This is a genomic window from Streptomyces sp. NPDC057950 (genome assembly GCF_042887295.1).
GTDB lineage: Bacteria > Actinomycetota > Actinomycetes > Streptomycetales > Streptomycetaceae > Streptomyces > Streptomyces kaempferi.
The window spans coordinates 164,690-191,185 of record NZ_JBHVPP010000009.1; the positions used below are offsets into that span (position 1 = coordinate 164,690).

21 protein-coding genes and 3 pseudogenes are annotated in these 26,496 nt (G+C 72.7%); 16 read left to right on the top strand and 8 right to left on the bottom strand.

Annotated elements, in window-relative coordinates:
* The first annotated feature begins 1,425 nt into the window (after positions 1–1,425).
* Positions 1,426–2,673, top strand: a complete 1,248-nt coding sequence (locus ACFVTC_RS17160) for an aminotransferase class I/II-fold pyridoxal phosphate-dependent enzyme (RefSeq protein WP_390127883.1) — start codon at positions 1,426–1,428, stop codon at positions 2,671–2,673.
* Positions 2,670–3,770: an MBL fold metallo-hydrolase gene (locus ACFVTC_RS17165; RefSeq protein WP_390127655.1), complete on the top strand. Its 1,101-nt coding sequence runs from the start codon at positions 2,670–2,672 to the stop codon at positions 3,768–3,770. The genes ACFVTC_RS17160 and ACFVTC_RS17165 overlap by 4 nt, the downstream gene beginning before the upstream one ends.
* A gap of 97 nt (positions 3,771–3,867) precedes the next feature.
* On the opposite strand, the gene ACFVTC_RS17170 is transcribed toward ACFVTC_RS17165, so the two are convergent.
* The gene (locus tag ACFVTC_RS17170) at positions 3,868–4,542 is read right to left on the bottom strand and encodes a DedA family protein (RefSeq protein ID WP_390127885.1); all 675 of its coding nucleotides are present in this window, start codon (positions 4,540–4,542) and stop codon (positions 3,868–3,870) included.
* Positions 4,543–4,607: 65 nt separating this feature from the next.
* Positions 4,608–5,381, bottom strand: coding sequence for an MBL fold metallo-hydrolase (locus ACFVTC_RS17175; protein ID WP_390127656.1), 774 nt, complete (start codon positions 5,379–5,381; stop codon positions 4,608–4,610).
* 84 nt (positions 5,382–5,465) lie between these two features.
* Here ACFVTC_RS17175 and ACFVTC_RS17180 point away from each other — a divergent pair, with 84 nt between their 5' ends.
* The 6 genes from ACFVTC_RS17180 to dnaK all read left to right on the top strand — a co-directional run bounded on the left by ACFVTC_RS17180 (position 5,466) and on the right by dnaK (position 13,576).
* A complete protein-coding gene (locus ACFVTC_RS17180; RefSeq protein ID WP_168530944.1) occupies positions 5,466–5,900 on the top strand; it encodes a hypothetical protein in 435 nt (144 codons plus the stop codon).
* A 122-nt stretch (positions 5,901–6,022) separates the two neighbouring features.
* The gene (locus ACFVTC_RS17185; protein WP_390127658.1) at positions 6,023–8,086 is read left to right on the top strand and encodes a phage holin family protein; all 2,064 of its coding nucleotides are present in this window, start codon (positions 6,023–6,025) and stop codon (positions 8,084–8,086) included.
* Positions 8,087–8,183: 97 nt separating this feature from the next.
* The gene (locus ACFVTC_RS17190) at positions 8,184–9,245 is read left to right on the top strand and encodes an ATP-binding protein (protein WP_390127660.1); all 1,062 of its coding nucleotides are present in this window, start codon (positions 8,184–8,186) and stop codon (positions 9,243–9,245) included.
* A 62-nt stretch (positions 9,246–9,307) separates the two neighbouring features.
* On the top strand, positions 9,308–11,044 hold the full coding sequence (locus ACFVTC_RS17195) for a hypothetical protein (RefSeq protein ID WP_390127887.1): 1,737 nt from the start codon (positions 9,308–9,310) through the stop codon (positions 11,042–11,044).
* A 93-nt stretch (positions 11,045–11,137) separates the two neighbouring features.
* The gene (locus ACFVTC_RS17200) at positions 11,138–11,563 is read left to right on the top strand and encodes an OsmC family protein (protein WP_329320403.1); all 426 of its coding nucleotides are present in this window, start codon (positions 11,138–11,140) and stop codon (positions 11,561–11,563) included.
* Between the two features lie 144 nt (positions 11,564–11,707).
* Positions 11,708–13,576 carry a molecular chaperone DnaK gene (gene dnaK / locus ACFVTC_RS17205; protein WP_390127662.1) on the top strand — a complete coding sequence of 623 codons (1,869 nt, stop codon included), beginning with the start codon at positions 11,708–11,710 and terminating at the stop codon, positions 13,574–13,576.
* Between the two features lie 215 nt (positions 13,577–13,791).
* On the opposite strand, the gene ACFVTC_RS17210 is transcribed toward dnaK, so the two are convergent.
* Positions 13,792–14,658 (bottom strand): helix-turn-helix domain-containing protein, encoded by an 867-nt coding sequence (locus ACFVTC_RS17210; RefSeq protein WP_390127664.1) that lies wholly within the window; start codon positions 14,656–14,658, stop codon positions 13,792–13,794.
* 111 nt (positions 14,659–14,769) lie between these two features.
* Positions 14,770–15,609 carry a helix-turn-helix domain-containing protein gene (locus ACFVTC_RS17215; protein WP_390127666.1) on the bottom strand — a complete coding sequence of 280 codons (840 nt, stop codon included), beginning with the start codon at positions 15,607–15,609 and terminating at the stop codon, positions 14,770–14,772.
* A gap of 311 nt (positions 15,610–15,920) precedes the next feature.
* On the opposite strand from ACFVTC_RS17215, the pseudogene ACFVTC_RS17220 reads away from it, so the two are divergent.
* The 6 genes and pseudogenes from ACFVTC_RS17220 to ACFVTC_RS17245 all read left to right on the top strand — a co-directional run.
* Positions 15,921–16,358 (top strand): annotated as a pseudogene (locus ACFVTC_RS17220) (MarR family winged helix-turn-helix transcriptional regulator); the annotation flags it as partial.
* Positions 16,359–16,522: 164 nt separating this feature from the next.
* Entirely contained in the window at positions 16,523–17,338 is an 816-nt protein-coding gene (locus tag ACFVTC_RS17225) for a class I SAM-dependent methyltransferase (protein WP_390127889.1), read from the top strand.
* A 129-nt stretch (positions 17,339–17,467) separates the two neighbouring features.
* Positions 17,468–18,013, top strand: a complete 546-nt coding sequence (locus tag ACFVTC_RS17230; RefSeq protein WP_390127668.1) for a GNAT family N-acetyltransferase — start codon at positions 17,468–17,470, stop codon at positions 18,011–18,013.
* 467 nt (positions 18,014–18,480) lie between these two features.
* Positions 18,481–19,227 (top strand): hypothetical protein, encoded by a 747-nt coding sequence (locus tag ACFVTC_RS17235; RefSeq protein ID WP_390127669.1) that lies wholly within the window; start codon positions 18,481–18,483, stop codon positions 19,225–19,227.
* A gap of 368 nt (positions 19,228–19,595) precedes the next feature.
* Positions 19,596–19,901 carry a 4a-hydroxytetrahydrobiopterin dehydratase gene (locus tag ACFVTC_RS17240; RefSeq protein ID WP_390127671.1) on the top strand — a complete coding sequence of 102 codons (306 nt, stop codon included), beginning with the start codon at positions 19,596–19,598 and terminating at the stop codon, positions 19,899–19,901.
* Positions 19,902–19,906: 5 nt separating this feature from the next.
* A pseudogene (locus tag ACFVTC_RS17245) lies at positions 19,907–20,655 on the top strand (class I SAM-dependent methyltransferase).
* 70 nt (positions 20,656–20,725) lie between these two features.
* Here ACFVTC_RS17245 and ACFVTC_RS17250 read toward each other — a convergent pair.
* Positions 20,726–21,304, bottom strand: coding sequence for a hypothetical protein (locus tag ACFVTC_RS17250; RefSeq protein WP_390127673.1), 579 nt, complete (start codon positions 21,302–21,304; stop codon positions 20,726–20,728).
* A 39-nt stretch (positions 21,305–21,343) separates the two neighbouring features.
* Between ACFVTC_RS17250 and ACFVTC_RS17255 the strand changes: the two genes are divergently transcribed.
* Positions 21,344–22,288, top strand: a complete 945-nt coding sequence (locus ACFVTC_RS17255; RefSeq protein ID WP_390127674.1) for a helix-turn-helix transcriptional regulator — start codon at positions 21,344–21,346, stop codon at positions 22,286–22,288.
* 295 nt (positions 22,289–22,583) lie between these two features.
* Here ACFVTC_RS17255 and ACFVTC_RS17260 read toward each other — a convergent pair whose 3' ends face one another.
* A complete protein-coding gene (locus ACFVTC_RS17260) occupies positions 22,584–23,354 on the bottom strand; it encodes a phytanoyl-CoA dioxygenase family protein (RefSeq protein WP_390127676.1) in 771 nt (256 codons plus the stop codon).
* Between the two features lie 140 nt (positions 23,355–23,494).
* Here ACFVTC_RS17260 and ACFVTC_RS17265 point away from each other — a divergent pair.
* A pseudogene (locus ACFVTC_RS17265) lies at positions 23,495–24,402 on the top strand (class I SAM-dependent methyltransferase); the annotation flags it as partial.
* 301 nt (positions 24,403–24,703) lie between these two features.
* Here ACFVTC_RS17265 and ACFVTC_RS17270 read toward each other — a convergent pair.
* Together ACFVTC_RS17270 and ACFVTC_RS17275 are read right to left on the bottom strand one after the other, a co-directional pair.
* Positions 24,704–25,405, bottom strand: coding sequence for a glycoside hydrolase family 75 protein (locus ACFVTC_RS17270; protein ID WP_390127678.1), 702 nt, complete (start codon positions 25,403–25,405; stop codon positions 24,704–24,706).
* 213 nt (positions 25,406–25,618) lie between these two features.
* Positions 25,619–26,410, bottom strand: coding sequence for an aldo/keto reductase (locus ACFVTC_RS17275; protein WP_390127891.1), 792 nt, complete (start codon positions 26,408–26,410; stop codon positions 25,619–25,621).
* Positions 26,411–26,496 lie beyond the last annotated feature (86 nt).

Here is a 26,496-nt window from a genome sequence, read left to right on the forward strand (position 1 = left end):
GGGCGTGTGTCCCGGTGCGCAGGGCGGCCGTGCGAGACCGTGGAAGGCCCCGTACAGCGTGACTCGCGACGCCCCAGGCGCCGCGCACGGTACGTCTCACGAGGTTCCCGGTGAGGCCGCCGGCGTTCGCGGGGAGACCCCGCGCGAGACGTCGGCCGTTCCTCGGGAGATCGTGGGTGCGGCCCCGGCCGTCCCTCGGGAATCCGGCCCGGGTGTGGTCTCGGTCGTTCCTGGGGAGGTCGTTCCCGGGGAGGTCGCGAGTGTGGCCTCGGCCGTCCCTGGGGAATCCGGGCCGGGTGTGGTCTCGGTCGTTCCTCGGGGGGTTTCGAGTGCGGCCCCGGCGGCCCGTCGGGAAGGCGCTCCGGGTGTGGTCTCGGTCGTTCCCGGCGAATCCGGGCCGGGTGTGGTCTCGGTCGTTCCTCGGGGGGTTTCGAGTGCGGCCCCGGCGGCCCGTCGGGAAGGCGCTCCGGGCGCGGTCTCGGTCGTTCCTCGCGAAGTCGGCCCGAGTGCGGCCCCCGTCGCCCCTCGGGAAGCTCCACGCGACGTCCCGGTCACCCCCGGGGGCACTACCGGCGAGGGTGCCTCCAAGGGGGTCGCTCCGGGGACGGGCCGGGACGGCGTTCCGGTCATTCCAGGGGCGGCGGGCGCGCCGGCCGCTCCCGGGCAGGCTCCGGGCGACGTCCCGGTCGTTCCCGGGAGCACCGCGGGTGAGGGCGTCCAGGACCCGCTCGCGGGTGTCGTTCCCGACAGCGCCCCGGCCGTTCCCGGGACCCCGGCCCGTGAGGGCGTCGGGGATGTTCCTCCCGCAACGGCACGTGACAGCGCCCCGGTCGCCCCGGAGAACGCGGTCGGCGAGGCTGCCCAGGACGTACCCCCGGTTACCGTCCCGGAAAGTGGTCAGGGCGTACCTCCCGGTACCGCTCGGGAGGGCGGTCAGGACGTTCCCCCGGGTCCCGCTCGTGAAGGCGGTCAGGACCGTCCAGGTGGCGGGGGCCGCGACCACGCGTCCGGCGCCGCCCAGTCCGCGCCTCACGACAACGCCGCGGACCATCCGCAAGGCGCAGGACGCGGCGACACCCCTCAGGGCACCGGTCACGACGGCGCGGACGACACGGACCGCCCCTCGGGCGCCCAGCACGGGGTGGAGGCGGGTGAGGGCGGTGCCTACACCGAATCCGTCCCGGCCCTGATCGTCGGAGCACTTCTCATCGCGGGCGCCCTCAGCGCGGCCGCCCACCGTCTGTGCCGCGAGCGGCTGTCCGCCGGCCGCTGACGATGTGACGGGCGCGACCCGGCGGCCGCCCATGGCGGCACCGAAGCGTGGGTACGGAGTCACCGAAGCGGATCACGCACGGCGACGCGGCGGAGCGTACGGCAGGGGCGGCGGAGACAGGGCACGGCATCACGGACTGCGCGGAGGCACGGATGCGGCGGACGGTTCCGGAAGGGCACGGTCCGGTCCGTTACGGCCCGCCGCTCCCCGATCAGGGCCTGCCGGTGCTGCCGGAACTGCGCGCCGTCCTCGCCGCCGCCGCGGACCACACCGAGGCGGAGCCCCCCGGAGGCGGCCCCGGCCTCCTAGACGCCGCCCGCGGCTACTGGAACCGGCGTGGTCTGGCCGCCGAACGCGACCGGATGGCCGCCGCCCCCGGCGCCCCCGCGCTGCTCCTCGCACTGACCGGCGCGCTCGGCGGTGACGTCCTGGTGCCGAGGCCGTGCGCCGCCTGGTGGGCGCCGCAGGTGCGGTTGCTGGGCCGGTCCGTGTTCCATGTGGCGACGCCCGCGGAGTGCGGCGGCCTGCCGGACCCGTACGCGCTGCTGGAGACGGTGCGCAGGGTCCGCGCCGAGGGCGGCGATCCACGGCTGCTCGTCCTCTCCGTCGCCGACGACCCGACGGCCACCGTCGCGCCGCCCGAAGTGGTCCACGAGACCGTCGAGGCCGCCGTGGCCGAGGGGCTGCACGTGGTCAGCGACGAGACCTGGCGCGACACCCTGCACCGGCCGCACGACACCGTGCTGCTCAGCCCCGCCGAGATGCTCCCCGAAGAGGTCACCGTCATCGCGGACCTCTCCGGGGCCTTCCTGCCGCAGGGCTGGCCCGCCGCCGTGGCCCGCTTCCCGGTCACCGACGCGGGTGTCCTGCTGCGCGCCCGCGTCCTCGACGTGCTCACCGTGCTGGGGGCCCGCGTCGCGCGACCGGTCGCCGTCGCGGCCTCGTACGCGCTCGGCGAGCCGGACGCGGTCACCGGAAGGCTCACGGCGGCCGTACGCCTGCACGCGCGCGCGGCCGACGCCGTGCACCGCGCGGTGACCGGCGCGGGTGCCCTCGCGCGGCCACCCCGGGCCGGCCGTCATCTGTACGTGGATCTCGGCCCGTTGCGCACCGCGCTCACCGCGCACGGCGTCGGCGACGCGCAGGAACTGGAGGACTTCCTCACCGCCCGGCTCGGCATGCCCGCGCCGGGCGGCCACCGCTTCGGGGACGACCTCGGAGCGCTGCGGGTGCGGCTCGGGACGGGACCGCTGTTCGGCGCGAGCGACGAGGAGCGGGCGGAATGCCTCAGTTCACCCTCGCCGTTGGAACTGCCACACGTGCAACGTGCGTTGACCCTCTTGGGGTCGACCTTCGGCGATCTCCGCGACGACGCTCAGCGATGGGAGCCTCTTCGATGACGCAGCAGTCCCGGTCGACCACGAGCACCGACACCAGCGCACCGGACACCGACGAGCCGACGCCCTCCCCGGCTCCGGCGGCGCGTTCCTCGCCCGCCACCCCACCCGTCGTACCGCTCCTTCCCGCCGTTCCGCTCGCCGAGCCCCGACCGCTCGGCGAGCGGCGTGTCTGGCCGAGATCGTTCGTCGACCGGCTGACCGCGCCGCTGCCGGGGCTGCGGGCCTTCGCCCGGTTCGCCCGCGAGGGCGCGCTGCGGCCCCGGCCCGAGGGGCTCGCCGACGTCCCCTCCCTGCCGTTCGAACCGGGACCGCTGCCCCGGGTGGGCGCGCGTGCCGTCGCCGTCTCCTGGGCGGGCCACGCGAGTTGGGTGGTCCACATAGGCGGGCTCACCGTCCTCACCGACCCGGTCTGGTCCCGCCGGATCCTCGGCACCCCGGCCCGGATCACCCCCGTCGGTGTGCCCTGGAGCGCGCTGCCGCACATCGACGCGGTCGTCATCAGCCACAACCACTACGACCATCTGGACGCCCCGACCCTGAGCCGTCTCCCGCGCCACACCCCGGTGTTCGTGCCGGCCGGGCTCGGACACTGGTTCCGGCGCCGCCGTTTCACCCGTGTCACCGAGCTGGACTGGTGGGAGGCGGCCGAACTCGACGGTGTGCGCTTCGACTTCGTGCCCGCCCACCACTGGTCCAAGCGCGGTCTCACCGACACCTGCCGGACCCTGTGGGGTGGTTGGGTCCTGACGGAGCCCGGCGGACAACGGGTGTACTTTGCGGGGGACACGGGGTACGGCCACTGGTTCGAGCGCATCGGCCGGCGGTATCCGGGCATCGACCTCGCCCTGCTGCCCATCGGCGCGTACGACCCCCGGTGGTGGCTCAGTGACGTCCACTGCGATCCGGAGGAGGCCGTCCGGGCCGCCGTCGACCTCGGCGCCCGCCGGATGGCGCCCATGCACTGGGGGACGTTCGTGCTGTCGGCGGAGCCGGTGCTGGAGCCCTTGACCAGAGTGCGGGCGGCCTGGGAGCGGGCGGGTCTCGAGCGGGCGGACCTGTGGGATCTGCCGGTGGGGGGTTCCCGGGTGCTGGGGTGAGGACACACCGGCGGGACTGAGGGGGTGGGGGCGGGGTGATGGTGCGGGGGCGGCGGCGCGGGCGAGCCGGGGACGAGGTCGGCGAGAGTACGGGGCGTCAGCGGTTGCCCGGGTCGCCCGCGGGGTTCTCCGTCCCCCTGCCGGGACGCCCGCGCGGCTCGGCGCCCCGCAACCGGCGCCACAGGCCCGGCGCCAGGCTGAGGGCCACCGTCAGGACGACCGCCGCCACCACTCCCTGCCAGGGTTCGTCGAAGAGGGATCCGCCCAGGATGCCGATGACCTGGTAGGTGGCCGCCCAGGCCAGGCACGCGGGTATGTCGCCGCGAGCGAAGGCGCGCAGCGGCATCTTCGCCAGCAGACAGGCCAACATGACCGGTATGCGGCCCGCCGGGACCAGCCGGGACAGCACAAGCACGGTGGCGCCGTGGTCGCTCAGCTTCTCCTGGGCCTGGGCGAGACGGTCCTCGGGAGCACGGACCCGGATCGCCTCCAGCCAGCGCGAGCCGTTCCGGGATCGCATCCCCCGCCGGCCGAGCCAGTACAGCGCCACGTCACCGAGGAACGCGGCGAGGGAGGCCACCGCGAACACCAGCAGCAGCGCGAACGGCGCCGTCTGGTGGAAGGCCCCCACGGCCGCCGAACTCACCAGAGCGCCCGTCGGCACCACCGGCACCAGCGCGCCGATCAGCACCAGCAGGAACAGCGACGGATAACCGATCGCCTGCTGCGTGGTCTCCGGTGTGACGGCCGCGCCCGTGGCGGCCAGGAACATCGTCGCGGCGCTGTTCCTCGCGGACAGGAAGAGCGCCGGGGTGGTGCCGGCGGCGGACAGCGGTATCACCGCGCGACCTCCGGCCGCACACTATGGCCGTGGTCGAGCCGGTGGACCGCCACCTCGGGCGCGGACTCGGCGGCCAGGCGCACGAACTCATCACCCGGCGCATGGAATTCATGGGGGCGCACACCGTCCATGCCGATCGGCCAGTACGTGCCGTAGTGCACCGGCACAGCGCTGCGCGGCATCAGACGGGCCAGCGCCTGCGCCGCCCGCCCCGCGTCCAGATGCCCCTCCCCGAGGAAGGGCCCCCAGCCGCCGACCGGCAACAGCGCCACGTCGACCGGTCCGACCTCCTCGGCCATCGAGTCGAACAGCCCGGTGTCTCCGGCGAAATACGTCCGCGCGTCGCCCTCGACCACGAACCCCAGCGCGGGCGAGCGGTGCGGTCCGACCGGCAGCCGTCGCCCGTCGTGCCGCGCCGACACGACACGTACCACCAGGTCACCGACCTCGATCCGGTCCCCGGGCGCCACTTCGGTGAGCCGCAGACGGTCCAGCCTGCGCAGTGCGGGCACCGCGCGCCCCGCCCCCTCGGGGACCAGCACCAGCGTGCCCGGCGCGAGCCGCCGCAGCGAGGGCACGTGCAGGTGGTCGGCGTGCAGATGCGAGACCAGCGCCACGTCCGCGGCCGCCGCCTCGGGCGGGGGCGGCGCCCCGCGCCTGCGCCGCAGGTGCGCGAGCCGGCGCGCGAAGAGCGGATCCGTGACGACGCGTGTACCGGAGTCCTCCAGCGTGCAGGTGGCGTGCCCCCACCAGGTGATCTCCACCGGCACCTCTTTGCCTCCTTCGTGCGACTCCCCCCGAGCCTACGGGCAGGAGTAGGGTCGGCGGCGAAACCCGGAGGTGAGGGGGACGCCATGGGAAACGCGCGCAGTGCCTCCGCCGTGCCGGCCACGGTGCGCGTCACGGCCATCGCGAGCCTGACGCCCCTGGAGGAGCTCGAGGCGGACCCCTTCCTCGTCGACTCCCGCAGCCAGCACGCGATGTGCGCCCGCTGGGCCGCCGAGCGCGGCTACGTCGTCACCCGGGAGCTTCTCGTCCGGGGGCTGCGGCCCGACCACCGCACTTTGTGGACCGACGTAGAGGCGGGCCTCGTCGACCTGTTCGTCGCGCCGAGCCACCGTGTCCTGGAGCGCGCCCTCGCCTCCGTCGACGAGTTCACCGCCGAGTGCGCCCGCCGGGGCGTCCGGATCGAGACGGTGGGCAGCGCGGAACCCGCCTACGACGCCCAGATGAAGGCCCGGGTCCACCGCCGGCTGTCGATGCCGACCGCGGGGTACGACGGCCGCTGACCGGCGACCCCGACCGCACCGCCGTCGTGGGGACGGGCACATCCGGCCGTCCCGGCCCGTTGTGACAGGGTGGGAGGAGGCCTCGCGGACCGGGCGGGCCCGGGACGTGAGGTGGACAGGACGTGGGTGGAGGACGGTGGCGACGGGTCCTCAGCGGGGTCGGACGGAGCATCGCGGTGTGGGCCGTGTCCACGGTCACGATGCTGGTACTGGCCGGCGCGCTGCCCGACTTCCAGCTGCAGTCCGACAACGGGGACAGCGCCACCCGCATCGCCGTCACGGCGGCGGCCGGCGCGGGCGTCTTCGGTCTGCTGTCGTCGCTGGTGTGGCCGCTGCTCGTACGGGCCCTGCTGCTCGTGCCCGCGCTGATACTCGGCCTGCTCGTCTTCTTCCTGAACGGGTCGCTGCTGCTGCTCGCCCTGCGCATCAACCCCTCCGGGCAGAGTGAGGCCGCGCCGGAGACCGCCGTGGTCGTCGCCGCCGTGATGTCCGCGGTCGCCTCCGCCACGGGGGCCGCTCTCGCCGTCCGGGACGACGACGCCTACCGGCGCAGGCTCTACCGGCTCGCGGCCCGCCGCCGCGACCGGTCCGACGGCCACGCCGGTCCCTCGACCCCCGGCGTCGTCTTCGTCCAGCTCGACGGCGTGGGACACGACGTGCTCGAGGAGGCGACGGGCAAGGGCCTCATGCCGACCGTCGCGCGGTGGCTCGGCATCACCCACCGGCTCACCCCCTGGCGCACCGACTGGTCGAGCCAGACCGGCGCCAGCCAGCTCGGCATCCTGCACGGCAGCAACCACGACATACCGGCCTTCAGGTGGTACGAGAAGGAGAGCCACGAGGTCATGGTCTGCAACCGGCCCAGCAGCGCGGCCGAACTCCAGCGCCGGGCCATCGCGTACACCGGCGACGGGGGACTGCTCACCGTCGCCGGAGCCAGCCGCGGCAATCTCTTCAGCGGCGGCGCGGACGAGCTGGCCCTCGTGCTCTCCATGGCCGCGCGCAGAGGCCGGGAGAACCGTTCCCGCTCGGGTTACTTCGCGTACTTCTCCGACCCCGCCAACGCCGTCCGCACGGCGATGTCCTTCGTCGCCGAGGTGTTCCGCGAGACCGGCCAGTCCACCCGCGCCCGGTTGCAGAAGCGCCGCCCGCGGGTCGGGCGCGGCGGGCTGTACCCCTTGGTCCGCGCCTTCGCGACCGTCGTCGAGCGGGACGTCGTCGTCGCCGCGGTGATCGGCGACATGCTCGCCGGGCGCGACGCGGTCTACGCGGACCTGGTGGCGTACGACGAGGTGGCGCACCACTCCGGGCCGCGCGGCCGGGACACGGAGAAGGTCCTGGAGCGGCTCGACCGCTCGCTCGCGCTGATCGAGAAGGTCGCCGAACACGCCCCCCGGCCCTACCGGATCGTCGTGCTGTCGGACCACGGGCAGAGCCCCGGCGAGACCTTCCTGACCCGCTACGGCCTCAGTCTCGGCAACCTGGTCCGGGCCGGCTGCGGGCTGCCGGTGCCGCGCCGGGCGCGGGGCACGCACAGCGGAGCCGAGGCGCGGGCGGCGGTCCGGGCCGCGCTGCGCCGGCCCGTCGAGGAGAGCGGCGGGCGCCACCGCCCCTCGCGCCACTCCGAACCCGTCGTACTGGCCTCCGGCAACCTCGGCCTCGTCTCCTTCCCGGACGTACCGCACCGGATGAGCCGCGAGGAGATCGACCGCCGCCACCCCGCGCTGCTGTCGACACTCGCCAACCACCCCGGCGTCGGCTTCCTGCTGGTGCGCAGCGAGGAGCACGGCGGCCTGGTGATCGGCGCGCACGGCGCGGAGGCGCCCGTCGACACGCTCGACGACGCGCGCCCGGGACCGCTCGCCGACTTCGGCCCCGGCGCCGCCGACGCCGTACGGCGCACGCACACGTTCCCGCACACCGCCGACATCATGGTCAACTCCTGGTACGACCCCGGGGAGGGCGAGGTACTCGCCTTCGAGGAGCAGATCGGCTCGCACGGCGGACTCGGCGGCGCCCAGGGACATCCGTTCCTGATGTCGCCGCTCGACCTGTCCGACCCGGTCGACGACGACGGCGACCTGGTGGGCGCCGAGCGGGTGCACCGCGTCCTGCGCGGCTGGCTGCGCGAGTGCGACGGACCCCAGGTGCCGCTGCCCGCGGGCGAGAGCGGGCGCGCCGCCTGAAAATGGGCTGCGGCGGACGGACTCACGCGCACACACTGGTCGTTCCGGACACCGCGCGACCGCGCGCTCCACCCGAACACCTCCCAGGAGTCCGTGCGTGCACGCAGCCGTCACCGTCACCCCCGCCCGCCTCCCGGAGCTGCTGCTCGGTCTCGCGACCGTGCGGCCCGTCTTCATCTGGGGCGCTCCCGGCATCGGAAAGTCCTCCCTGGTGCGGGAATTCGCCGAATCGCTGGGACTGGAGTGCGTGAGCCTGCTCGGCACCCAGCTCGCGCCCGAGGACCTCATCGGTGTCCCGCAGATCCGCGACGGACGGTCCGTCTTCTGCCCGCCGGAGGCGATCGCCCGTGACGAGCCCTACTGCCTGTTCCTGGACGAGCTGAACGCGGCGACCCCCGACGTCCAGAAGGCCTTCTACTCGCTGATCCTGGACCGCCGCATCGGCAACTACGAGCTGCCCGCCGGATCCATCGTCATCGGAGCGGGCAACCGCGCGACCGACAACGCGCTGGCCCGCCCGATCGCCTCCGCGCTCGTCAACCGCCTCGCCCATGTGCACCTGGAGGCCTCGCCGAAGGACTGGCTGGTCTGGGCCGCGGGCAACGGCATCCACCCCTGGGTCCTGGACCACCTCACCGACCGCCCCGACCACCTGTGGTCCAAGCCGCCCAAGACGGAGGAGCCCTTCTCCACGCCCCGTTCCTGGCACATGCTCTCCGACGCGCTCCACTCCTTCGGTCCCGCCCTCGACGAGGCCACCCTGGGCGTGATCGCGCACGGCACGCTGACGCCCGCGCACGCGGTCGCCTTCCGCGGCTACGTCAAGATCGTGCGCAGCCGGTTCGGTATCGAGGCCGTCCTCAAGGGCGACGCCCGCTGGCCGCACCGCCCCGAGGACCGCGATCTGCTCTACTACCTCGCCGAGTCCTTCCGCGGACGTCTGGTCAAGGAGCTGCCCGTGAGCAAGGACCACCTCTCGGCGGCAGGACAGCAGACCGCGTTCCGCGCCAAGTCGCTGCTCGTGCAGCTCGCCGAGATCTCGGTGGAGGTTGCGCAGAGCGTCATCTCCCCGGACGCCGACGGCAATCCCGTACTGCCCGCGTGGTTCCTGGTCGAGGCCGCCATGGACATGCCCCGGCTGGTGGAGGCCCGCCGGTGAGCCGCGCGCGCCGCCGGGACCAGCCCAAGAAGGACCTGGCCGGGGAGGCGTTCGCGGAGGGCATGCGACTGGTCCGGGCCAACCGCGCGCTCGCCGCCATCGGGTTCAGCACCTGCCGCCGGGAGGACTGCGACGCGTCGCCCCGCGAGGGCCTCGTCCGGGTCGACTCCGGCGGCGTACTGCACGTCCACCCCACCCGCCGGGCCGAACCCGCCGAGTGGGCCTGGGCGGTCGCGCACGGCGTCATCCACCTCGGCTTCGGCCACGTCCCCGCGGCGACCGGCCCGCGCGAGCAGCCCGACCGGCACGATCTCGCCGCCCGCTGCGCCGTGGTCAACCGCTTCCTGCTCGGCTTCCCGGTCGGCAGCACCCCCGAGGACCTGCCGCCGTCCTATCCCGGCGGCGACGAGGAGCAGCTCGCCGCCCGCTGGCGCCGCGACGGGATCCCGGCCGCGTACGACCGCTGCGGTACGGCCGGCGCGGACCCGGACCAGCTGCTGGTGCCCTGGAACACCTGGAAGGGCGGCACCGCGCCGGACTGGCAGCTCGCCTTCGCGCACGCCCTGACGCGCACCGTGGCCACGGCGCTGGACGTGGCGGGCGGCCGCCGCTCCTCGATGCGCGGCGGACCCACCCGGCTGCAGCCCTGGGAGCGGGCGTTGAGCTGGTTCGTCTCCTCCTACCCGCTGCTCGGTGGCATCGCGGCCGGCATCACCCTGGTCGCCGACGCCGAACTCGCGCGCGCCCACGACATCTCCGTCGCGGCGGTCGACGCGGAGGCGGGCGAGATCTACGTCAACCCGCTGCGCGAACTCGACGACGAGGAATGGCGGTTCGTCCTCGCCCACGAGATGCTGCACGCCGCCCTGCGCCACGGCGACCGGTGCGGCACCCGCGACCCGTACCTCTTCAACGTCGCCTGCGACTACGTCGTCAACGGCTGGCTGTGCGCGATGCAGGTCGGCACGATGCCCGACGGACTGCTGTACGACCCGGGGTTGACGGATCTGTCGGCGGAGGAGGTCTACGACCGGATCGCGACGGACCTGCGCCGGATGCGCCGCCTGTCCACCCTGCGCGGCAAGGGCGCAGGTGACATCCTCGGCGGTCCGATCGGCTCGCCGCGCGACTACGTCGACCTCGACGAGCTGTACCGCCGCGGGCTGGCCAGGGGCCTCGACCTGCACCAGTACCAGGAGCGCGGCTTCCTGCCGGGGGGTCTGGTGGAGGAGATCCGCGCGCTCGGCCACCCGCCGCTGCCCTGGGACGCCCGGCTGGCCCGCTGGTTCGACGAGTTCGTACCGCGCCCCGAGCCGGTGCGGACGTACGCGCGTCCGGCACGGCGGCAGGCATCCACCCCCGACATCCCGCGCGCCGGACGGTACTTCCCGCCCGAGGAGATCGCCCGCTGCACCTTCGGCGTCGTCCTCGACACCTCCGGCTCCATGGACCGCACGCTGCTCGGCAAGGCGCTGGGCGCGATCGCCTCGTACGCCGAGGCCCGTGACGTACCCGCCGCGCGCGTCGTCTTCTGCGACACCGCGCCGCACGACGCGGGCTATCTGCCGGTCACCGAGATCGCGGGCCGCGTCCGGGTGCACGGCCGCGGCGGTACGGTGCTGCAGCCCGGCGTCGACCTGCTGCACCGGGCGGACGACTTCCCGCCCGGCGCACCGGTGCTGGTCATCACGGACGGCTGGTGCGACGTGCTGCGGGTGCGGCGCGAGCACGCGTATCTGATCCCGGACGGCGCGCGGCTCCCGTTCACGGCGCGGGGGCCGGTCTTCCGCGTGCGGTGAGCCGTCATTCTGGGTGAGCGGCGCGCGGGTGTGATCGGATGGTGCGTACGGTCCCGGAACACGGGACCCACCGCCCCATCGAAGGGAATCATCGTGGCAACCACGCGCACCGCGCACACCGTGTGGGAAGGCAACCTGCTCGAGGGCAGCGGCGTCGTCACCTTCGACTCCTCCGGCATCGGCGAGCAGCCGGTGACGTGGGCGTCGCGGGCGCAGGACGCCAACGGAAAGACCAGCCCCGAGGAGCTGATCGCCGCCGCCCACTCCAGTTGCTTCTCCATGGCGCTGTCGCACGCCCTCGCGGGCGCGGGCACCCCGCCCACCAAGCTGATCACCAACGCCGACGTCACGTTCCAGCCCGGTGAGGGCATCACCGGCATCCACCTCACCGTCGAGGGCACGGTACCGGGCCTCGACAACGACGGCTTCGTGGCCGCGGCCGAGGACGCCAAGAAGAACTGCCCGGTCAGCGCCGCCCTGACGGGGACGACGATCACCCTGACCGCCAAGCTCGCCTGACACCCCGTACGCCACGGTGCCGCGGTCCCACGGGGCCGCGGCACCGTTGTGTCCGGACCCGCCGGAGAAGCACGCCCCATTGACAAGACGGCACTCAAGTTTTGTGCTGGAGGCCGGGCAGCACCCCGGCGGAAGGGGACGGACATGGCACGTGCGGTCGGGATCGACCTCGGTACGACGAACTCGGTGGTGGCCGTCCTCGAAGGAGGCGACCCCACCGTCGTCACCAACGCGGAGGGCGCGCGCACCACACCCTCGGTGGTGGCCTTCGCGAAGAACGGCGAAGTGCTCGTCGGGGAGGTCGCCAAGCGGCAGGCCGTGACGAACGTGGAGCGCACCGCCCGCTCGGTCAAGCGGTACATGGGTGACGCGGACTGGCGCTTCCCGGAGCAGGGCTCCGTCGACGGCACCCGCTACCGAGCCCAGGAACTGTCGGCGCGCGTGCTGCAGAAGCTGAAGCGGGACGCGGAGGCGTATCTCGGCGAGGACGTCACGGACGCCGTGATCACCGTGCCCGCCCACTTCGACGACGCTCAGCGCCAGGCCACCAAGGAGGCCGGCGAGATCGCGGGTCTGAGGGTCCTGCGGATCATCAACGAGCCGACGGCCGCCGCCCTCGCGTACGGGCTCGACCGAGGCGAGGAACAGACCGTTCTCGTCTTCGACCTGGGCGGCGGCACGTTCGACGTCTCGCTCCTGGAGATCGGCGACGGCGTCATCGAGGTCAAGGCCACCAACGGCGACACCCGGCTCGGCGGGGACGACTGGGACCAGCGGATCGTCGAACACCTCGCCCAGCGCTTCAAGGGCTCGCACGGCATCGATCTGGGCCGCGACAAGATGGCCCTGCAACGTCTGCGCGAGGGCGCCGAGAAGGCCAAGATCGAGCTCTCCAGCTCCTCCGAGACCACCGTCAACCTGCCCTACATCACCGCATCCGCCGAGGGTCCGCTGCACCTGGAGGAGAAACTGACGCGTGCTCAGTTCCAGGAGCTGACCGCCGATCTGCTCGACCGCTGCAAGACACCCTTCCACCGGGCGGTCAAGGACGCGGGTGTGCGGCTCGCCGCGATCGACCACGTCATCCTGGTCGGCGGCTCGACCCGGATGCCCGCGGTGACGGACCTGGTCCGCGAACTCACCGGCAAGGACCCGCACAAGGGCGTCAACCCGGACGAGGTGGTGGCGCTCGGAGCGGCTCTCCAGGCGGGCGTGATCCGGGGGGACGTGAAGGACGTCCTCCTCCTCGACGTCACCCCGCTCTCGCTCGGCATCGAGACCAAGGGCGGCATCATGACCAGGCTGATCGAGCGCAACACCACGATCCCGACCCGCCGTTCGGAGATCTTCACGACGGCGGCCGACAACCAGCCGTCGGTCGGCATCCAGGTCTACCAGGGCGAGCGGGAGATCGCCACGTACAACAAGAAGCTCGGTGTCTTCGACCTGACCGGGCTGCCGCCGTCGCCGCGCGGGGTCCCGCAGATCGAGGTCGCCTTCGACATCGACGCCAACGGGATCATGCACGTCTCCGCGAAGGACCTGGCCACCGGACGCGAGCAGAAGATGACGGTCACCGGCGGCTCCGCACTGCCCAAGGACGCCATCGACCGGATGATGCGCGAGGCCGAGCAGTACGCCGACGAGGACCGTACGCGCCGCGAGGCCGCCGAGACCCGCAACCGGGCCGAGCAACTCGTCTACCAGACCGAGAAGTTCCTCCGCGAGAACGACGAGCGCATACCGCCCGGCACCAGGCCGGAGGTCGAGTCCGCGATCGCCGACCTCAAACGACTCCTGCTGGACTCCGCCGACGACACGACCGCCCTGCGGGCCGGCGTCGAGAACCTGGCCTCCGTGAGCCAGCGGATGGGCCAGGCGATGTACGCGCAGGCCGCGCAGACCCCCCGGGACGAGACGGCCGACGAGCACGCCCCGGCCGCCGAGGAGGACGGCGTGGTGGACGCCGAGATCGTGGACGACGACAGGGAGGCGAGGGGCGGCGCGGCCTAGGCGTATGGCAGGGGGAGCCGCTGGAAACGCTGGAAACGCTGGTGCCGGGGAGCCGGGGAGCCGGGGAGCCGGGGAGCCGGGGAGCGGGGGTGCCGGGGAGCCGGGGAGTGGGGGAGCCGGGGTGCCGGGGAGCCAGGGTGCTGGGCCGCAGGGCCGTGTGCTCCTCCTCGCCGGGACCCCGTCCGGGCACACCTCCCGTCCGGGCCGGGGCTCCGTCAGTAGAAGTCCCGCAGTTCCCGCAGGATCTCCTTCGTGCGGGGGACGGAGGCGGCCTGGGCCGACATGTGGTCCAGGACCTCCAGGTGCGTGGCCACCTCGCGCCGCGAGTCGAGATAGACGGCGCCGGTCAGGTACTCGCTGTAGACCATGTCCGGCAGCTCCGGCTCCGCGAAGCGGAACAGCGCGAAGGACGTGTACGTCCCCGGATGCGGCCCGCTCGCGTACTCGGCGACCTGGAGGGTGATGTCGTCGCTCTCCAACTCCCGCAGCAGCCGGTCGATCTGGTTGCGCATCACCTCACCGCGGATGCTCACGGGCCGCCGCAGCGCGGTCTCGTCCATGATCACCCAGAGGCGGGGCCGGTTCTCCCGCCCCAGCAGCAGCTGTTGCCGCGTCATGCGCAGCGTGACATGCCGCTCGATGGCCTCCGGACCAGTCTGCCCGACCGTCCCGGCCTCCAGCACGGCCCGCGCGTACTCCTCGGTCTGCAGCAGTCCGGGCACGAAGTGCGGCTCGTACGAGCGGATCATCCGGGCGGCGCCCTCGAGGCTGACGTGCATGCTGAACCAGTCCGGCAGCACGTCGTGGAACCGCTGCCACCACCCCGGCCGGTTCGCCTCCTCGGCCAGCGCGACGAAAGCGGTGACCTCCGCGTCGGCCACCCCGTACGTGGTCAGCAGCACCTGGAGGTAGGGGATCTTGAGGGCGACCTCGGCCATCTCCATGCGGCGCACGGTCGCCGGAGCCACCCGCAGTACGCGCGCGGCCTCTTCGCGCCGCAGACCGGTGGCCTCCCGCAACTCCTGCAGCCGCCGCCCGAGGACCACTTGCCCCACGGTGGGCGCAGCCCGCCGCTCACTCACGCCACACCCTCCCCACGCGCCGAAACCCCCCGAGCAGTGTGTCATGCGACCCCGCGACGTTCATGGGGTCGGACAGGACGCGACCGACTCAAACCGATAGTTGATTATTCGTCAAGACGCATGGGACTGGAGGTACTTGAACGTAGCGGGGTCGGCGGGCAGGAACGTCTCGATGGCCAGCTCGGCGACCGTCACGTCCATCGGGGTGTTGAACGTGGAGATGGACGACATGAACGACAGGATCCGCCCGTCGTGCTCGATCCGCATCGGCAGCGCGAAGTACGGGACAGGCTCGGCGGCCTCCGTGTCGGCCGGCTCCGGATCCACGGACGGAACCGGGTACGCGGCCACCTCCTCGTACAGCGCGCGCAGAGGCTCGGAGCGGCGCAGGGCGATCCGACGCTCCATCTGTGCGAGCAGGCGATCACGCCATTCCCGCAGGTTGCGGATGCGCGGGGCCAGGCCCTGGGGGTGCAGGGTGAGCCGCATCGCGTTCAGTGGCGGCGTGAGCAGCGACTCGGGGACACCGTCGAGGAACATGGCGACGCCCCGGTTCGCGGCGAGCACGGTGTACGTGGCGTCGACCACCAGCGCCGGGTAGGGCTCGTAACCCTGGATCAGCCGCTCCATGCCCTGACGCACCGCCTCCATCGCCGGGGCGTCGAGGGGGGTCTCCGGGTAGTGCGGGGCATAACCGGCGGCCAGGAGCAACGCGTTGCGTTCGCGCACCGGCACGTCGAGGTGTTCGGCCAGCCGCAGCACCATCTCCTCGCTCGGACGGGAGCGTCCCGTCTCGATGAAGCTGATGTGCCGGGCGGAGGAGTCGGCCCGCAGTGCCAGCTCCAGTTGGCTGACCCGACGCTGCTCCCGCCAGCCGCGCAGCAGCGGGCCGACTCCCGCGCCGGCCGGGGGGATCGGTGGCGTACTGGATCCGGAGGTGACCATGGGCATACGCCGACCGTAGTCGAGGAGTGGGCGTGCGCGACATCTTGCACCGGGGTCCGCCCCGGGGGAGCGAAGCCGTTTCCTCGTCCGCGCCCTCGCTGCCCGACCCGTCCGTGCGTGGGGGCCGCAAGCCGGCCCCCGGGACACGCGCTTCGGCCCGAACCGCCCGTCCCCGAACGCCGGACGGGCCGAGCGGACGCAACCGCCTCGTCGCCTCGCCGGCTCCGGCGGCGGGGCGACGGCACGGGGGTTCAGGGAAGGAGGACGACCTCGCCCTTGGTGCGGCGGCCCTCTATGTCCCGGTGGGCGGTGGCGGCCTGGTCGAGCGGCTACGTACGCCACACGGGGACGTCCGGTTCGCCGGCCGCGGCCGGCTGAAACAGCTGCTGCGCCGGATCGGCCTGCATCCGGGCCAGGAGCTGGTGATGATGCACCTGTGGGACCTCGGCCCCCAGAGGCAGGCCGACCTGGTGCGGCTGATGGACTCCGACGCCGCCACGATGACCCGCACCGTCCGGCGCCTGGAGAAGGCCGGCTTCGTCCGCCGCAGCCCCTCGCCCACCGACAGGCGCGCCTCGCTCATCGGACCCACGGCGGCCAGACATGCCCTGCGCCGCGAGGTCGAGCGGGTCTGGATCCACCTGGAGGACCTCTCCACGGCGGGCCTCTCCGCCGACGAGCGAACCGCTGCCCTGCACACCCTCGAACGCCTGGAACACAACCTCGTCCGGGCCGCCGCCGATCCTGACGGGGCGTGCGGGGGAGTGAGCACGTGCACGACCGCGTGGGGCCGGAAGGGGCGACTGTGTGAAGCCGCCCATGTGCGCCGGAAGCCCGGCTCCCCTCGTCAGGCCCCTCGGAATCGATCATCTAGGCTGGCGCGGTGGCTGATGAGCAGGAGCGGGCGCGGCCGTCGGGAGTGTGGGCCACGGCGGTCGGGGTGGCCAGGGTGCGGGCGCTGGAGACCGAGCGGGAGAACGCGCTGTTCCGCGACCCGCTGGCACAGGCATTCGCCACCGCCGGCGGCCTGTGGCCCGCCTCACCGTCGCTGCCCGATGACGAGGCCGCGCGAAGCCGCCGACTGGCCGTGGCGTTCTCCATCGTCGTCAGGACGAAGTTCCTCGACGACCTGTTGCGGCAGGCCGCCGCGTCCGGGATCCGGCAGGTCGTGCTGCTCGGCGCCGGCATGGACAGCCGGGCCTTCCGGATGGACTGGCCCGAGGGCACCCGGCTGTTCGAGGTCGACACCGCCGCGCCACTGGACTTCAAGGCTTCGGTGCTGCGCCAGGAGCGGGCCGTCGCACGCTGCGAGCGGATCACCGTCGCGGTGGATCTGCGTGAGGACTGGCCGGGCGCGCTGGCCGCCGCAGGGCACGACCCGGCCGAGCCGACCGTGTGGATCGCCGAAGGACTGCTGATCTATCTGCCCGAGGACGCGGTGGAGCTGCTGCTTGCCCGGATCGGCGCGCGGTCGGCGGCAGGCAGTCGGATGGGGCTGACGTTGGGCTCGCGCGGCGTGATCGAACGCTTCGGCGTGGACGCCGCGCCGGGATCGGCGGCGTCCCTGTGGATCTCGGAGATGCCCGACGACCCGGTGGGCTGGCTGGCCGGGCACGGCTGGGATGCCGACAGCCACACCCTGCGCGAGCGCGCTGCCGCCTACGGCCGCCCGATCAACACCCCGCCGCGGCGCGAGGAGCGGCCCGGCGGTCTGATCTCGGCGGTCCGCCGGTAGAGCGCCTCCCGGTTCCCCGGACGATCGATTCCCAGGGGGCCAGATGAAGGGAGCCAGGTTCGTGCGCGGCCGGACGGCCGTGCTCCGCGAGTCTTGATCGCCGCCGAGCCCGCTGATTGGTTGATGGGCGTGACTGAACTCGGAACCGCCGCCTGGCCACCCGCCCCGATCAGGACCGAGCGGCTCGTGCTCCGCGAACCCGAGGCCCGGGACCGTGCGGTGTTCATCGAGCTGCTCGCGTCGCCAGAGGTGCACACCTACCTCGGCGGCCCCCGGCCGCGTGACGAGCTCGAGCGCGAGATGCCCGGGACGCCCGAGCGGTGGCCCGGGAGCTTCGTCGTCGATCTCGACGGGTCGATGATCGGCCAGATCCTGCTCAGGAGAGCGCCGGGGCACAGTCGCCCGGCTGCCGAGGGGAAGGTCGATCTCGGCTACCTGTTCCTGCCACGGGCGTGGGGATCCGGGTACGCCGCCGAGGCGTGCGCGGCGGCACTCGGCTGGCTCACCGGCGCGCTTCCCGGCGAGCCGGTGGTGCTCCACACCCAGACCGCCAACGTCGGCTCGATGCGTCTCGCGGCGAAACTGGGGTTCACCGAGGTGGAGCGGTTCGAGGCATGGGGCGCCGAGCAGTGGCTCGGCATGTGGTCCCCGGTCACGCCGTCGCCGTCCGATTGAGGTCGTGCTTCGGCCCGACACCGCTGTCGAGTTGTGGAAGCGCTGTCGGGCACGACACCTCACAGTGTCACCAGGACTCGGCCTGCAGGAAGAGCGTGATCACCTCCACAAAGAACCAGATGGAGAACACCAGACACGCGAGCCAAAGCCCCCACAGGACCCAACGAGCCCCTCGTCGTACGCGCATGAGCGGATCATCCCCCATCGCGGTCCTGGCCCTGTCACCGGACCGGGTCCTCCATCCCACAACTCCTCCCGGATCCGACCCCGTTCGTCGTCGACCCGCACATCGTGGAGGGGCGCGGTGCCCGGCGTCCAGGTGGAGCGCACCACCGCACGAACCTCGACGAGACGGGAGATCTCGACGGGAACACCGCCGGGAGTCTCTGCGCCTTCGGACCGTGATCGGCCGGGGCCTTCGCCCTGGGAGAAAGCGCGCTCGCGACCCGTCTGCTTGGATACCGGAGGTGACGACGAGTTCTTCTGTTCCGCCTGCGGACGACGCCGATTCCGACCGCCTCAGGGCCCTGCTGGAACGCGCTGCCACGGGCCGGGACAGTCAGGCATGGAGCGATCTCTGGACGGAGCTCCACCACAACGGCTCCCTGGATGTCGCCCATCCGCTGGTGCTGCCCACACTGGCCGACCTGGCGGAGACCGGCGAGGCCGACGAGGCGGCTTCGGCCCTCCACCTGTCCGGCGCCCTTCTCGTCCAGGCCGACCAGCGGTACGAAACCCGGAACCTGCGGCACCAGTACGCCCCGGAAGTCGCACGCCTCCTGGGCGCCGCGAACCGACGGCGGCAGGTCACCGCCGCCCGGAACGACTACTGCTATCTGGTCGAGGCGGTTTTGAACCTGGAGGGTGACATCCATTGGGCGGAGGGCCTGGTCTGGGGCGTCGTCGGTGAGGAATACGAGCTCGAGTGCCCCGACCCCGACGGCTGCGCGTCGCTGTGGGTGATGTTCGGAGAGCGAGGCTCCTTCAGCACGGCGGACGGCGACGCCCTCTCCGACGACGTCGAGACCTTTCCTCTCCATCCGGCCGATCCTCGCGTCCTGGAAGGTCTCGGCCGCCGTCTCCACGACCTTGCCCTGGCCGACGGACACGAGGAAGTCGCGCGCGCCCTGACCTATGCCTTCGGCGAGGCGACCTGCCCGGAGTGTCAGCGACGCTTCTCCGTCATCGGGCAGATCATCGCGGCTTCCAGCTGAGAACCGCGTCGAAACGGCAGGATGCGAACCCACGATCCCTTCGTCCCGAAGCGACTCGGGCGGGCGCCGCTGTTCGTTGACGTGGTCACACGGCCGGACACCCACCGTCCTACGGAATCGGGTCATGTTCCAGCCGGCACCGATCGTCTCGCAGATGCGGACGTGCGAGATCCGGCAAGCGGCGACGGGAGAGGGGTGCTGCGTCCGTGGAGAAGCTGTCACCCGGTCGGTCGCGTGCGGAAGCCGCCCGGCAAGGCACGGGCCGGACAGGGGAGGTGGGGTGGGGAACCCGGTAGCAGGGACCGGACCCGAGGACTGTGGCACGCTGGGAAGCAGCCCGCCCGCGTGCTGTACCGAAGGAGCAAGTCATGCCCGTCGAGCCCTTGGCGCAGAAGGAGATCGAGACGCGCCTGTCGGACCTGCCCGGCTGGTCGCTCGACGGCGACCGCCTCACCCGCTCCTACCGCCTGGCATCCCACTCCGCCGCCACCGCGATGGTCGTGCACATCGCCCAGGTGCAGGAGGAACTCGACCACCACTCCGACCTGACACTCGGCTACGACACGGTCACCCTCACCGTGAACACGCACAGCGTCGGCGGCGCCGTCACCGACCTCGACTTCACGCTCGCCCGCAGAGTGGAGAACCTCGCCCCGGGACACGGCGCCACCTGACCCGCGTGCTGGACCACGAGAAGGAAGCAGCCGCCTACGACGCCGGCCGCGGCGGTGAACCCGGCGCCGAGGCGGCCGCGAACGCGGTGCTCGGCCGCGTCCCCGAGGACGCGCACGACCCGCTCGACACGGCCTGCGGTACGGAACGGTCACCCGCCGCCTCGCCGTCGCACGCCCACGGCTGCGGGTGACGGGCGCGGACGCCGCGCACAGCATGACGCGGATGGCCGCGGCCAGGCTCCCGGGCTCCGTGATACGGGCCGACGGTCGCCGACTGCCCTTCGCCGACGGCTCGTTCGACGCCGTCACCAGCGTATGGCCGCTGCACCTCGCCGACAGCGGCGCGGACGTCCGGGACATCGTCGCCGAGTGCGCACGGGCACTGCGTCCAGGCGGGGTGTACGTCACCACCGTCGACAAGGCCGCCGCGCACGACGTGGGCAGCGACATCGACGCCGTACTCGCCCCGCGACCGCGACGGGCCGCCCGGGACGCGGCGGACCAGGTGACGGCGTACGCCGGCGAGTACGGCCTCGTCCCGGCCGGCCGGAGCCGGTTTTGGGGTCATGGACAGGGCCGCACCCCGCGCGGCACCGTGGCCGACCTGCGACGCGGCTGGTTCACCCGGCCGGCGCCCGGCGAACCGCTGACGGAGCATTTCGTCACGCTGCTCGAAGCGCTGCCCGATCAGGACGTCCCCCGCCCCGAACCGCGGTTCGCGCCGCGCGCGTTCAGGAAGCCCCCGGCCGGATGAACTCCACGAGCCGGTTCGTCACGTCGACGTTCCGGTCACCGTGCGGGAAGTCGAAGTCGTTCGGGCCCGCTCATGAACGGCCTCCCGTCGTGCCCCCGGAAAGCGAGTCGGCGAGGTAGGCGGCGAGGTCGGGGACTGTGGGTGACAGCAAGTGCCGCACCCAGGCGTCGCGTTCGTGCAGGATCGGCGGCAACTCCCAGACGCAGCCGATCCAGGGCATCGCGAGTGGCCCGAAGTGGCTGGGGTCCCGGTCCGGGCAGCCCAGTACGGGCTGGCCCGCCGCCGCGCCCCGGAAGTGCAGGACGTTGTCCCACACCCAGCTGTACGCGTTCAGGTAGGCGCCGTCGTCCCCGCCCCGGTGCAGGACGACGAACGACGCCGGCGGGGTGCCGTCCGGCTCCGGCAGCAGGGCCGGCAGCAGCGCGTACGCCGCTTCCTCGACCTCGGGCGCGATGCCCGCCGGGTCGGCGGTGACGTGATACCGCTTGATCCACCGCCCCGCCACCTCGATGGGCGGCGGCACCGTCAACAGCTTCTCCCTGAAGCCCGTTGAGGCAGCGGCGGTCGCGGTGGTCGGAGGGTTCGTCCGTGACCCGGGACGTGCCGTACTCGTCGAGGTCTCTGGATCCGCGGGGGTCGTCGAGGTCATGGCAGGACGGTAGAGCCGCTCCACTGACATCCTGTGTCAGTGAAGTCCAGCCGCCTGGTGTCCATTCTTCTGCTGCTGCAGACCCGCGCCCGGATGACGGCCGCCGAACTCGCCGAGGAGCTCGAGGTGTCGGTACGGACCGTGTACCGGGACGTGGAGTCCCTGCACGCGGCCGGTGTACCGCTCTACGGCGACGCGGGCCATGCGGGCGGCTACCGGCTCCTGGACGGCTACCGCACCCGGCTCACCGGACTCACGACCGGCGAGGCCGAGGCACTGTTCCTCGCGGGCGTGCCCGGCCCCGCCGCCGAGCTCGGACTCGGCCGGGTCCTCGCCGCGGCCCGGCTGAAGGTCCGTGCGGCACTTCCGCGTGAGCTGCGTGCCCACGCCGACCGGATCAGCGACCGCTTCCACCTCGACGCGCCGGGCTGGTACGCGGACGCCGACGACATCCCGTACCTCCCCGCCGTCGCCGACGCCGTCTGGAACGGCCGCGTCCTGAGCGTCGTGTACCGGCGGTGGCGTGAGCCCACCGATGTACGGCGCCGCCTCGAGCCGTACGGTCTGGTGCTGAAGGCGGGCCGCTGGTACGTGGTGGCGGGACCGGGACCCCGTACCTTCCGCGTCGATCAGATCCTCCGACTCGACGTCTTTGAAGAGGAGTTCACGCTCCCCGAGGACTTCGACCTGGCCGCGTACTGGACGGCGTACCAACGGGACTTCCACGACCGGCTGCACCGGGGCGAGGCGGTGATCCGGGTGGCGCCGGGAACCCGGATCACCGGCGCGGCGGGCGACGCGCTGGCGGCGGGCGGCGTGAGGGAGCCGGACGGCTGGACCCGGGCCACCGTCCCGATCGAGTCCGTGGACCGTGCCCACGACGAGTTCCTCGCCCGCGGAGCCGCCATCGAGGTGCTGGAGCCCCTCGAACTGCGGGACCGGATCGCGCGGACGGCGGCGGCGCTGGCCCGGCTGTACGCGTAGAGCCCGGTCACCGCCGGGTTCCTGGCCCCATGGCCGGGGAGCGACCCCGCGCCGACGCCGCTCCGGCTCGACGGGACGGTGCGCGACGCCGACACGGATCCGTCGCCGCGGTCGACGGAGCCGCGGTCGACGGAGCCGGCGTCGACGGAGCCGGCGTTGACGGAGCCGCTGTCGACGGAGCCGCGGTCGACGGAGCCGCGGTCGACGGAGCCGCGGTCGACGGAGCCGGCGTTGACGGAGCCGCCGTCGACCGGCACGGCGCCCGAACCGCACGTCCTCGGTGATCCGCCGGGGGTCAGGCCTGCCAGGTCAGCCCCCGGCGGATCGCGGACTCCACCGCCGAGTAGCCGCCGTCCGCCCGCTCCAACTCGTGGGGCACCGCCGGGTACAGGGGCGGCTGCGCCATGAGACGCGGGCGCGTGCCGTGGTGCGGCTGCGCCGCGTGCACCAGGAACGGGTGACAGAGGTACACGTCGCCGGGCCGTCCGGTGGCCAGGGCGAGCGGGCGGTGGGCGGACGCCTCGGCCACCTTCGGACCGAGTTCGAGGAACGAGGCGCCCGCCTCGCCGTAGGGCTCCAGGACCGGCGGCACGTCGAGGTGCGAGCCCACCCTGATACGGGTCGGGGCGTCGTCCTCGGTCACCTCGCTGAACAGGAAGAGCATCAGCAGAGCCCGGCCCCGTGAGGAGAGGTTGGAGTGGTACAGCGACTGGCCGTCCGGGAGATAGCTTCCCTCGATGTGCCACCCCGCGTCGTCCGGCTCGTCCGGGTGCGGGAACCGCAGCGGGAAGCTGCCCAGCGCGTACCGCGGCTGCCAGCGCCGCTCACCGACCAGCAGGTCGAAGGCACGGTGCAACGCGGGGGAGTTGGCCGCGGCCGCGAACGGACCCTGCGCCATGCTGCTCACCCAGCGCACGGGGTCCTCCCAGGTGCCGGGGTCGTCCGGGTCGTACCCCGTCTCCTTCCACAGCAGCCCCGCGCCGTCCTCCGCGACGCGTGGTGGGAAGGCGCCCTCGATCCGCACGAACCCGTCCTCGAGGAACCGCTCCACCATGTCGTCGTCCATGGGGCCATGCTCGGGGACGGGCCACTCCGGGCGCATCGGATTTTTCCTGCCGCCGGATTCGCTGTTCGAGCAATGCCGTTGGCCGTTTCCGGGAGCCGTGGAGCACGCTGTGCTCCCACCCGGACGAGAGGCCGGCCACCATGGCGCACGACCACGAGAACATCCAGCGGCACCGGCACGGGAGCGCTCCCCGGCACGCCCACGACCACATGGACTTCGCCGACATGGTTCCCCTGCTGGAGCAGGAGGCGGAGCTGTTCAGCCCGCTGTACACCGAGGCGGCGGCCTGGCTGAGGGAGCAGCGGCCCGAGCCGGGCTGATAGTGGACGCGGGCAGTGGCCCCGGCGTCATCTCGTGTCTGCTCGCGGACGCCTTCCCCGAGGCGCGGGTCGTCGCCGTGGACGGCGTGGAATCCCTGCTGGAGCGCGCCCGCGCCCGCACCGGCCGGCGCGGCGTCGGCGACCGCTTCAGCACGGTGCGGACCGACCTCGCCGACGGACTGGGGGACGTGGAGTACCAACGTGGAGTACCCGGCCGACCTGCTGTGGGCCGGCAGGTCCCTGCACCACGTGGGGGACCAGGGCGCCGCACTCGCAGGGTTCGCGCGCGCACTCGTGCCCGGCGGCACCCTCGCTCTCCTGGAGGGCGGTCTGCCCCCGCGCTACCTTCCGCGTGACTTCGGTATGAGCCGCCCCGGTCTGCAGTCCAGGATCGACGTCGTCCACGACGAGTTCTTCGACCGGGTGCGGGCGGGCTGCCCGTAGCGGTGGCGGAGACCGAGGACTGGCCCGCCCTCCCGAGGGCGGCCGGTCTGGGTCACACGGCGACCCGGACCTTCCTCGTCGAACTTCCCGCCCCGCTGTCCGACGAGGGCCGTGCCTTCGTAGTCACGGCCCCCACCCGCCTGCGCGATTCCCTCGGCGAAGGGCTCGACCCGGACGACCTCGCCACCCTCGACCGACTTCTCGACCCGCGGGACAAGGCGGGCGGGCACCACCGCCAGGACGTGTTCCTGCTGACGGCGCACACGGCGCACATCGCGGTGAAGCCGGAGCGACCCGGGCCGGCGGCCTCGCGCCCGGCCGCGCGGGGCACCTGGGACGACTACGGGAGCCTTCCGCCCGGTGATCTCCTGACGGGCGATCAGGCGGCGGGGTCGATCGTCCGGGCGATCGGCCGGCCCGCCGGCGCCGACGCGGACACCGTGGTGGTACGGCCGATCGGTCGGTGCGTCCGACGGGCGCGGGGAGCCCGCTTCGGGGCGCGGGCCGGTGATCCGTGCGTGGACGACGGGTGGGCGCCGCACCGGCCCACGACACCCGCGCCCACCCGTCGAGCCCGCGCGGCCCTCAGTTGTTCTGCAGGAACTGCTTCGCCAGGGAGTCTCCGAGCGACACGGCCGCGGTGTGACTCTCGATCGGTGACACCTGCGAGTTCTTGAACAGGATGTACGTCACGCCGGAGTCCGCGCCGCCGGTCTCCGGGTCGGGGTCGATACCGAGGGCCTTGGCCGTGGCGTACGAGGCCTCACCGATGATCTGTGTCGGCCCGGTGTCGCCCACGACGGCGTACTCGACCTTGTTGTTGTAGATCACCGCGACGACCCCGCCGCCCTTGATCCCGTAGCTCGTGTACTTCCAGATGCTGCTGGTGCTCGGCACCACGACGTACGGCAGCGACTCGGCCCGCAGCGGCTTGCCGTCGGACTGGTGGAAGGCGGTGTCGTCCTGGAACCAGGGGTCGGCGTCGCCGTTGCACTGGGTGGTGACCTGGCCGTCGCAGTCGATGTCCATGTCGGCCTTCCAGAACACGGCGCCGTTCTTGCCGCATACGGGGATGGTGGCCGAGGTCTCGTCGTCGGTCTTGTACTTCCCGCTCGATATCTGCGAACAGGACGTCACCTTGGCGAGCAGCGACGCCGCGCTGACCGAGCCCTCCTGGGCGGAGGCGGGAGACGCGGCGCCGGACGGGGCGGCGGTCGCCGGGAGTGCGGCGGTGGCGAGGAGCGCGGCACCGGCGACGGCCGCGAGGGTCAGTGTTCGAGAGCGCATGTGGGGGACCCCTCTGTTAGGAAACTTTCCTTACCGGGTTGCGGTACAAGGAAGCCCTGTTTGCATGACCCCGTCAAGACCTTCGGCGGAGTCGGCCCGGTCCAGGAATCGGACGGAGGGGTGTTCCGGGGGCTGACGCCGATTCAGGGGGTCGGAATGCCGCAGGCCCGGACGCGCGGGGCGGGTCCGGGCCTGCGGAGGAGTCGGGGCTGGTCAGCCCACGTCGAAGGCGGCCGGGTCGGGACCGATGCGACGGTCCTCGTTCAGCGCGCTGATCGCCGCGATGTCCTCGGCGTCGAGGGAGAAGTCGAACACGTCGATGTTCTCCGCGATCCGGGCCGGGGTCACGGACTTGGGGATCACGACGTTGCCCAGCTGGATGTGCCAGCGGAGCACGATCTGCGCCGGGGTGCGGCCGTGCTTCTGGGCGATGGCGACGATCGCCGGGACCTCCAGCAGGCCCTTGCCCTGGCCGAGCGGGGACCATGCCTCGGTGGCGATGCCCTGCTCCGCGTGGAACTCGCGGGCCACGCGCTGCTGGAGGTGCGGGTGCAGCTCGATCTGGTTGACGGCCGGGATGACGGACGTCGCCTCGATCAGCCTCTCCAGGTGTTCCGGAAGGAAGTTGGAGGTGCCGATGGCCTTGGCGCGGCCGTCGGCGTGGATCTTCTCGAAGGCCCTGTACGTGTCGACGTATCGATCCCGGGACGGCAGCGGCCAGTGGATCAGGTACAGGTCCACGTATTCCAGGCCGAGCTTCTCCAGGGAGGTGTCGAACGCGCGGAGTGTCGCGTCGTACCCCTGGTCGCTGTTCCAGAGCTTGGTGGTGACGAAGAGGTCCTCGCGCGCGATGCCGGAGGAGGTGATCGCCTTGCCGGTACCCTCCTCGTTGCCGTAGATCGCCGCCGTGTCGATGCTGCGGTATCCGCTCTCCAGCGCCGTGGCGACGGCTCGCTCCGCCTCGTCGTCCGGGACCTGCCAGACGCCGAAGCCCAGCTGCGGCATCTCGACACCGTTGTTCAGGATGATCGGGGGGACCTTGCTCACGAGCTCTCGATCCTTCAGTCGTCGGGTGGTACTCCCATGGTCAA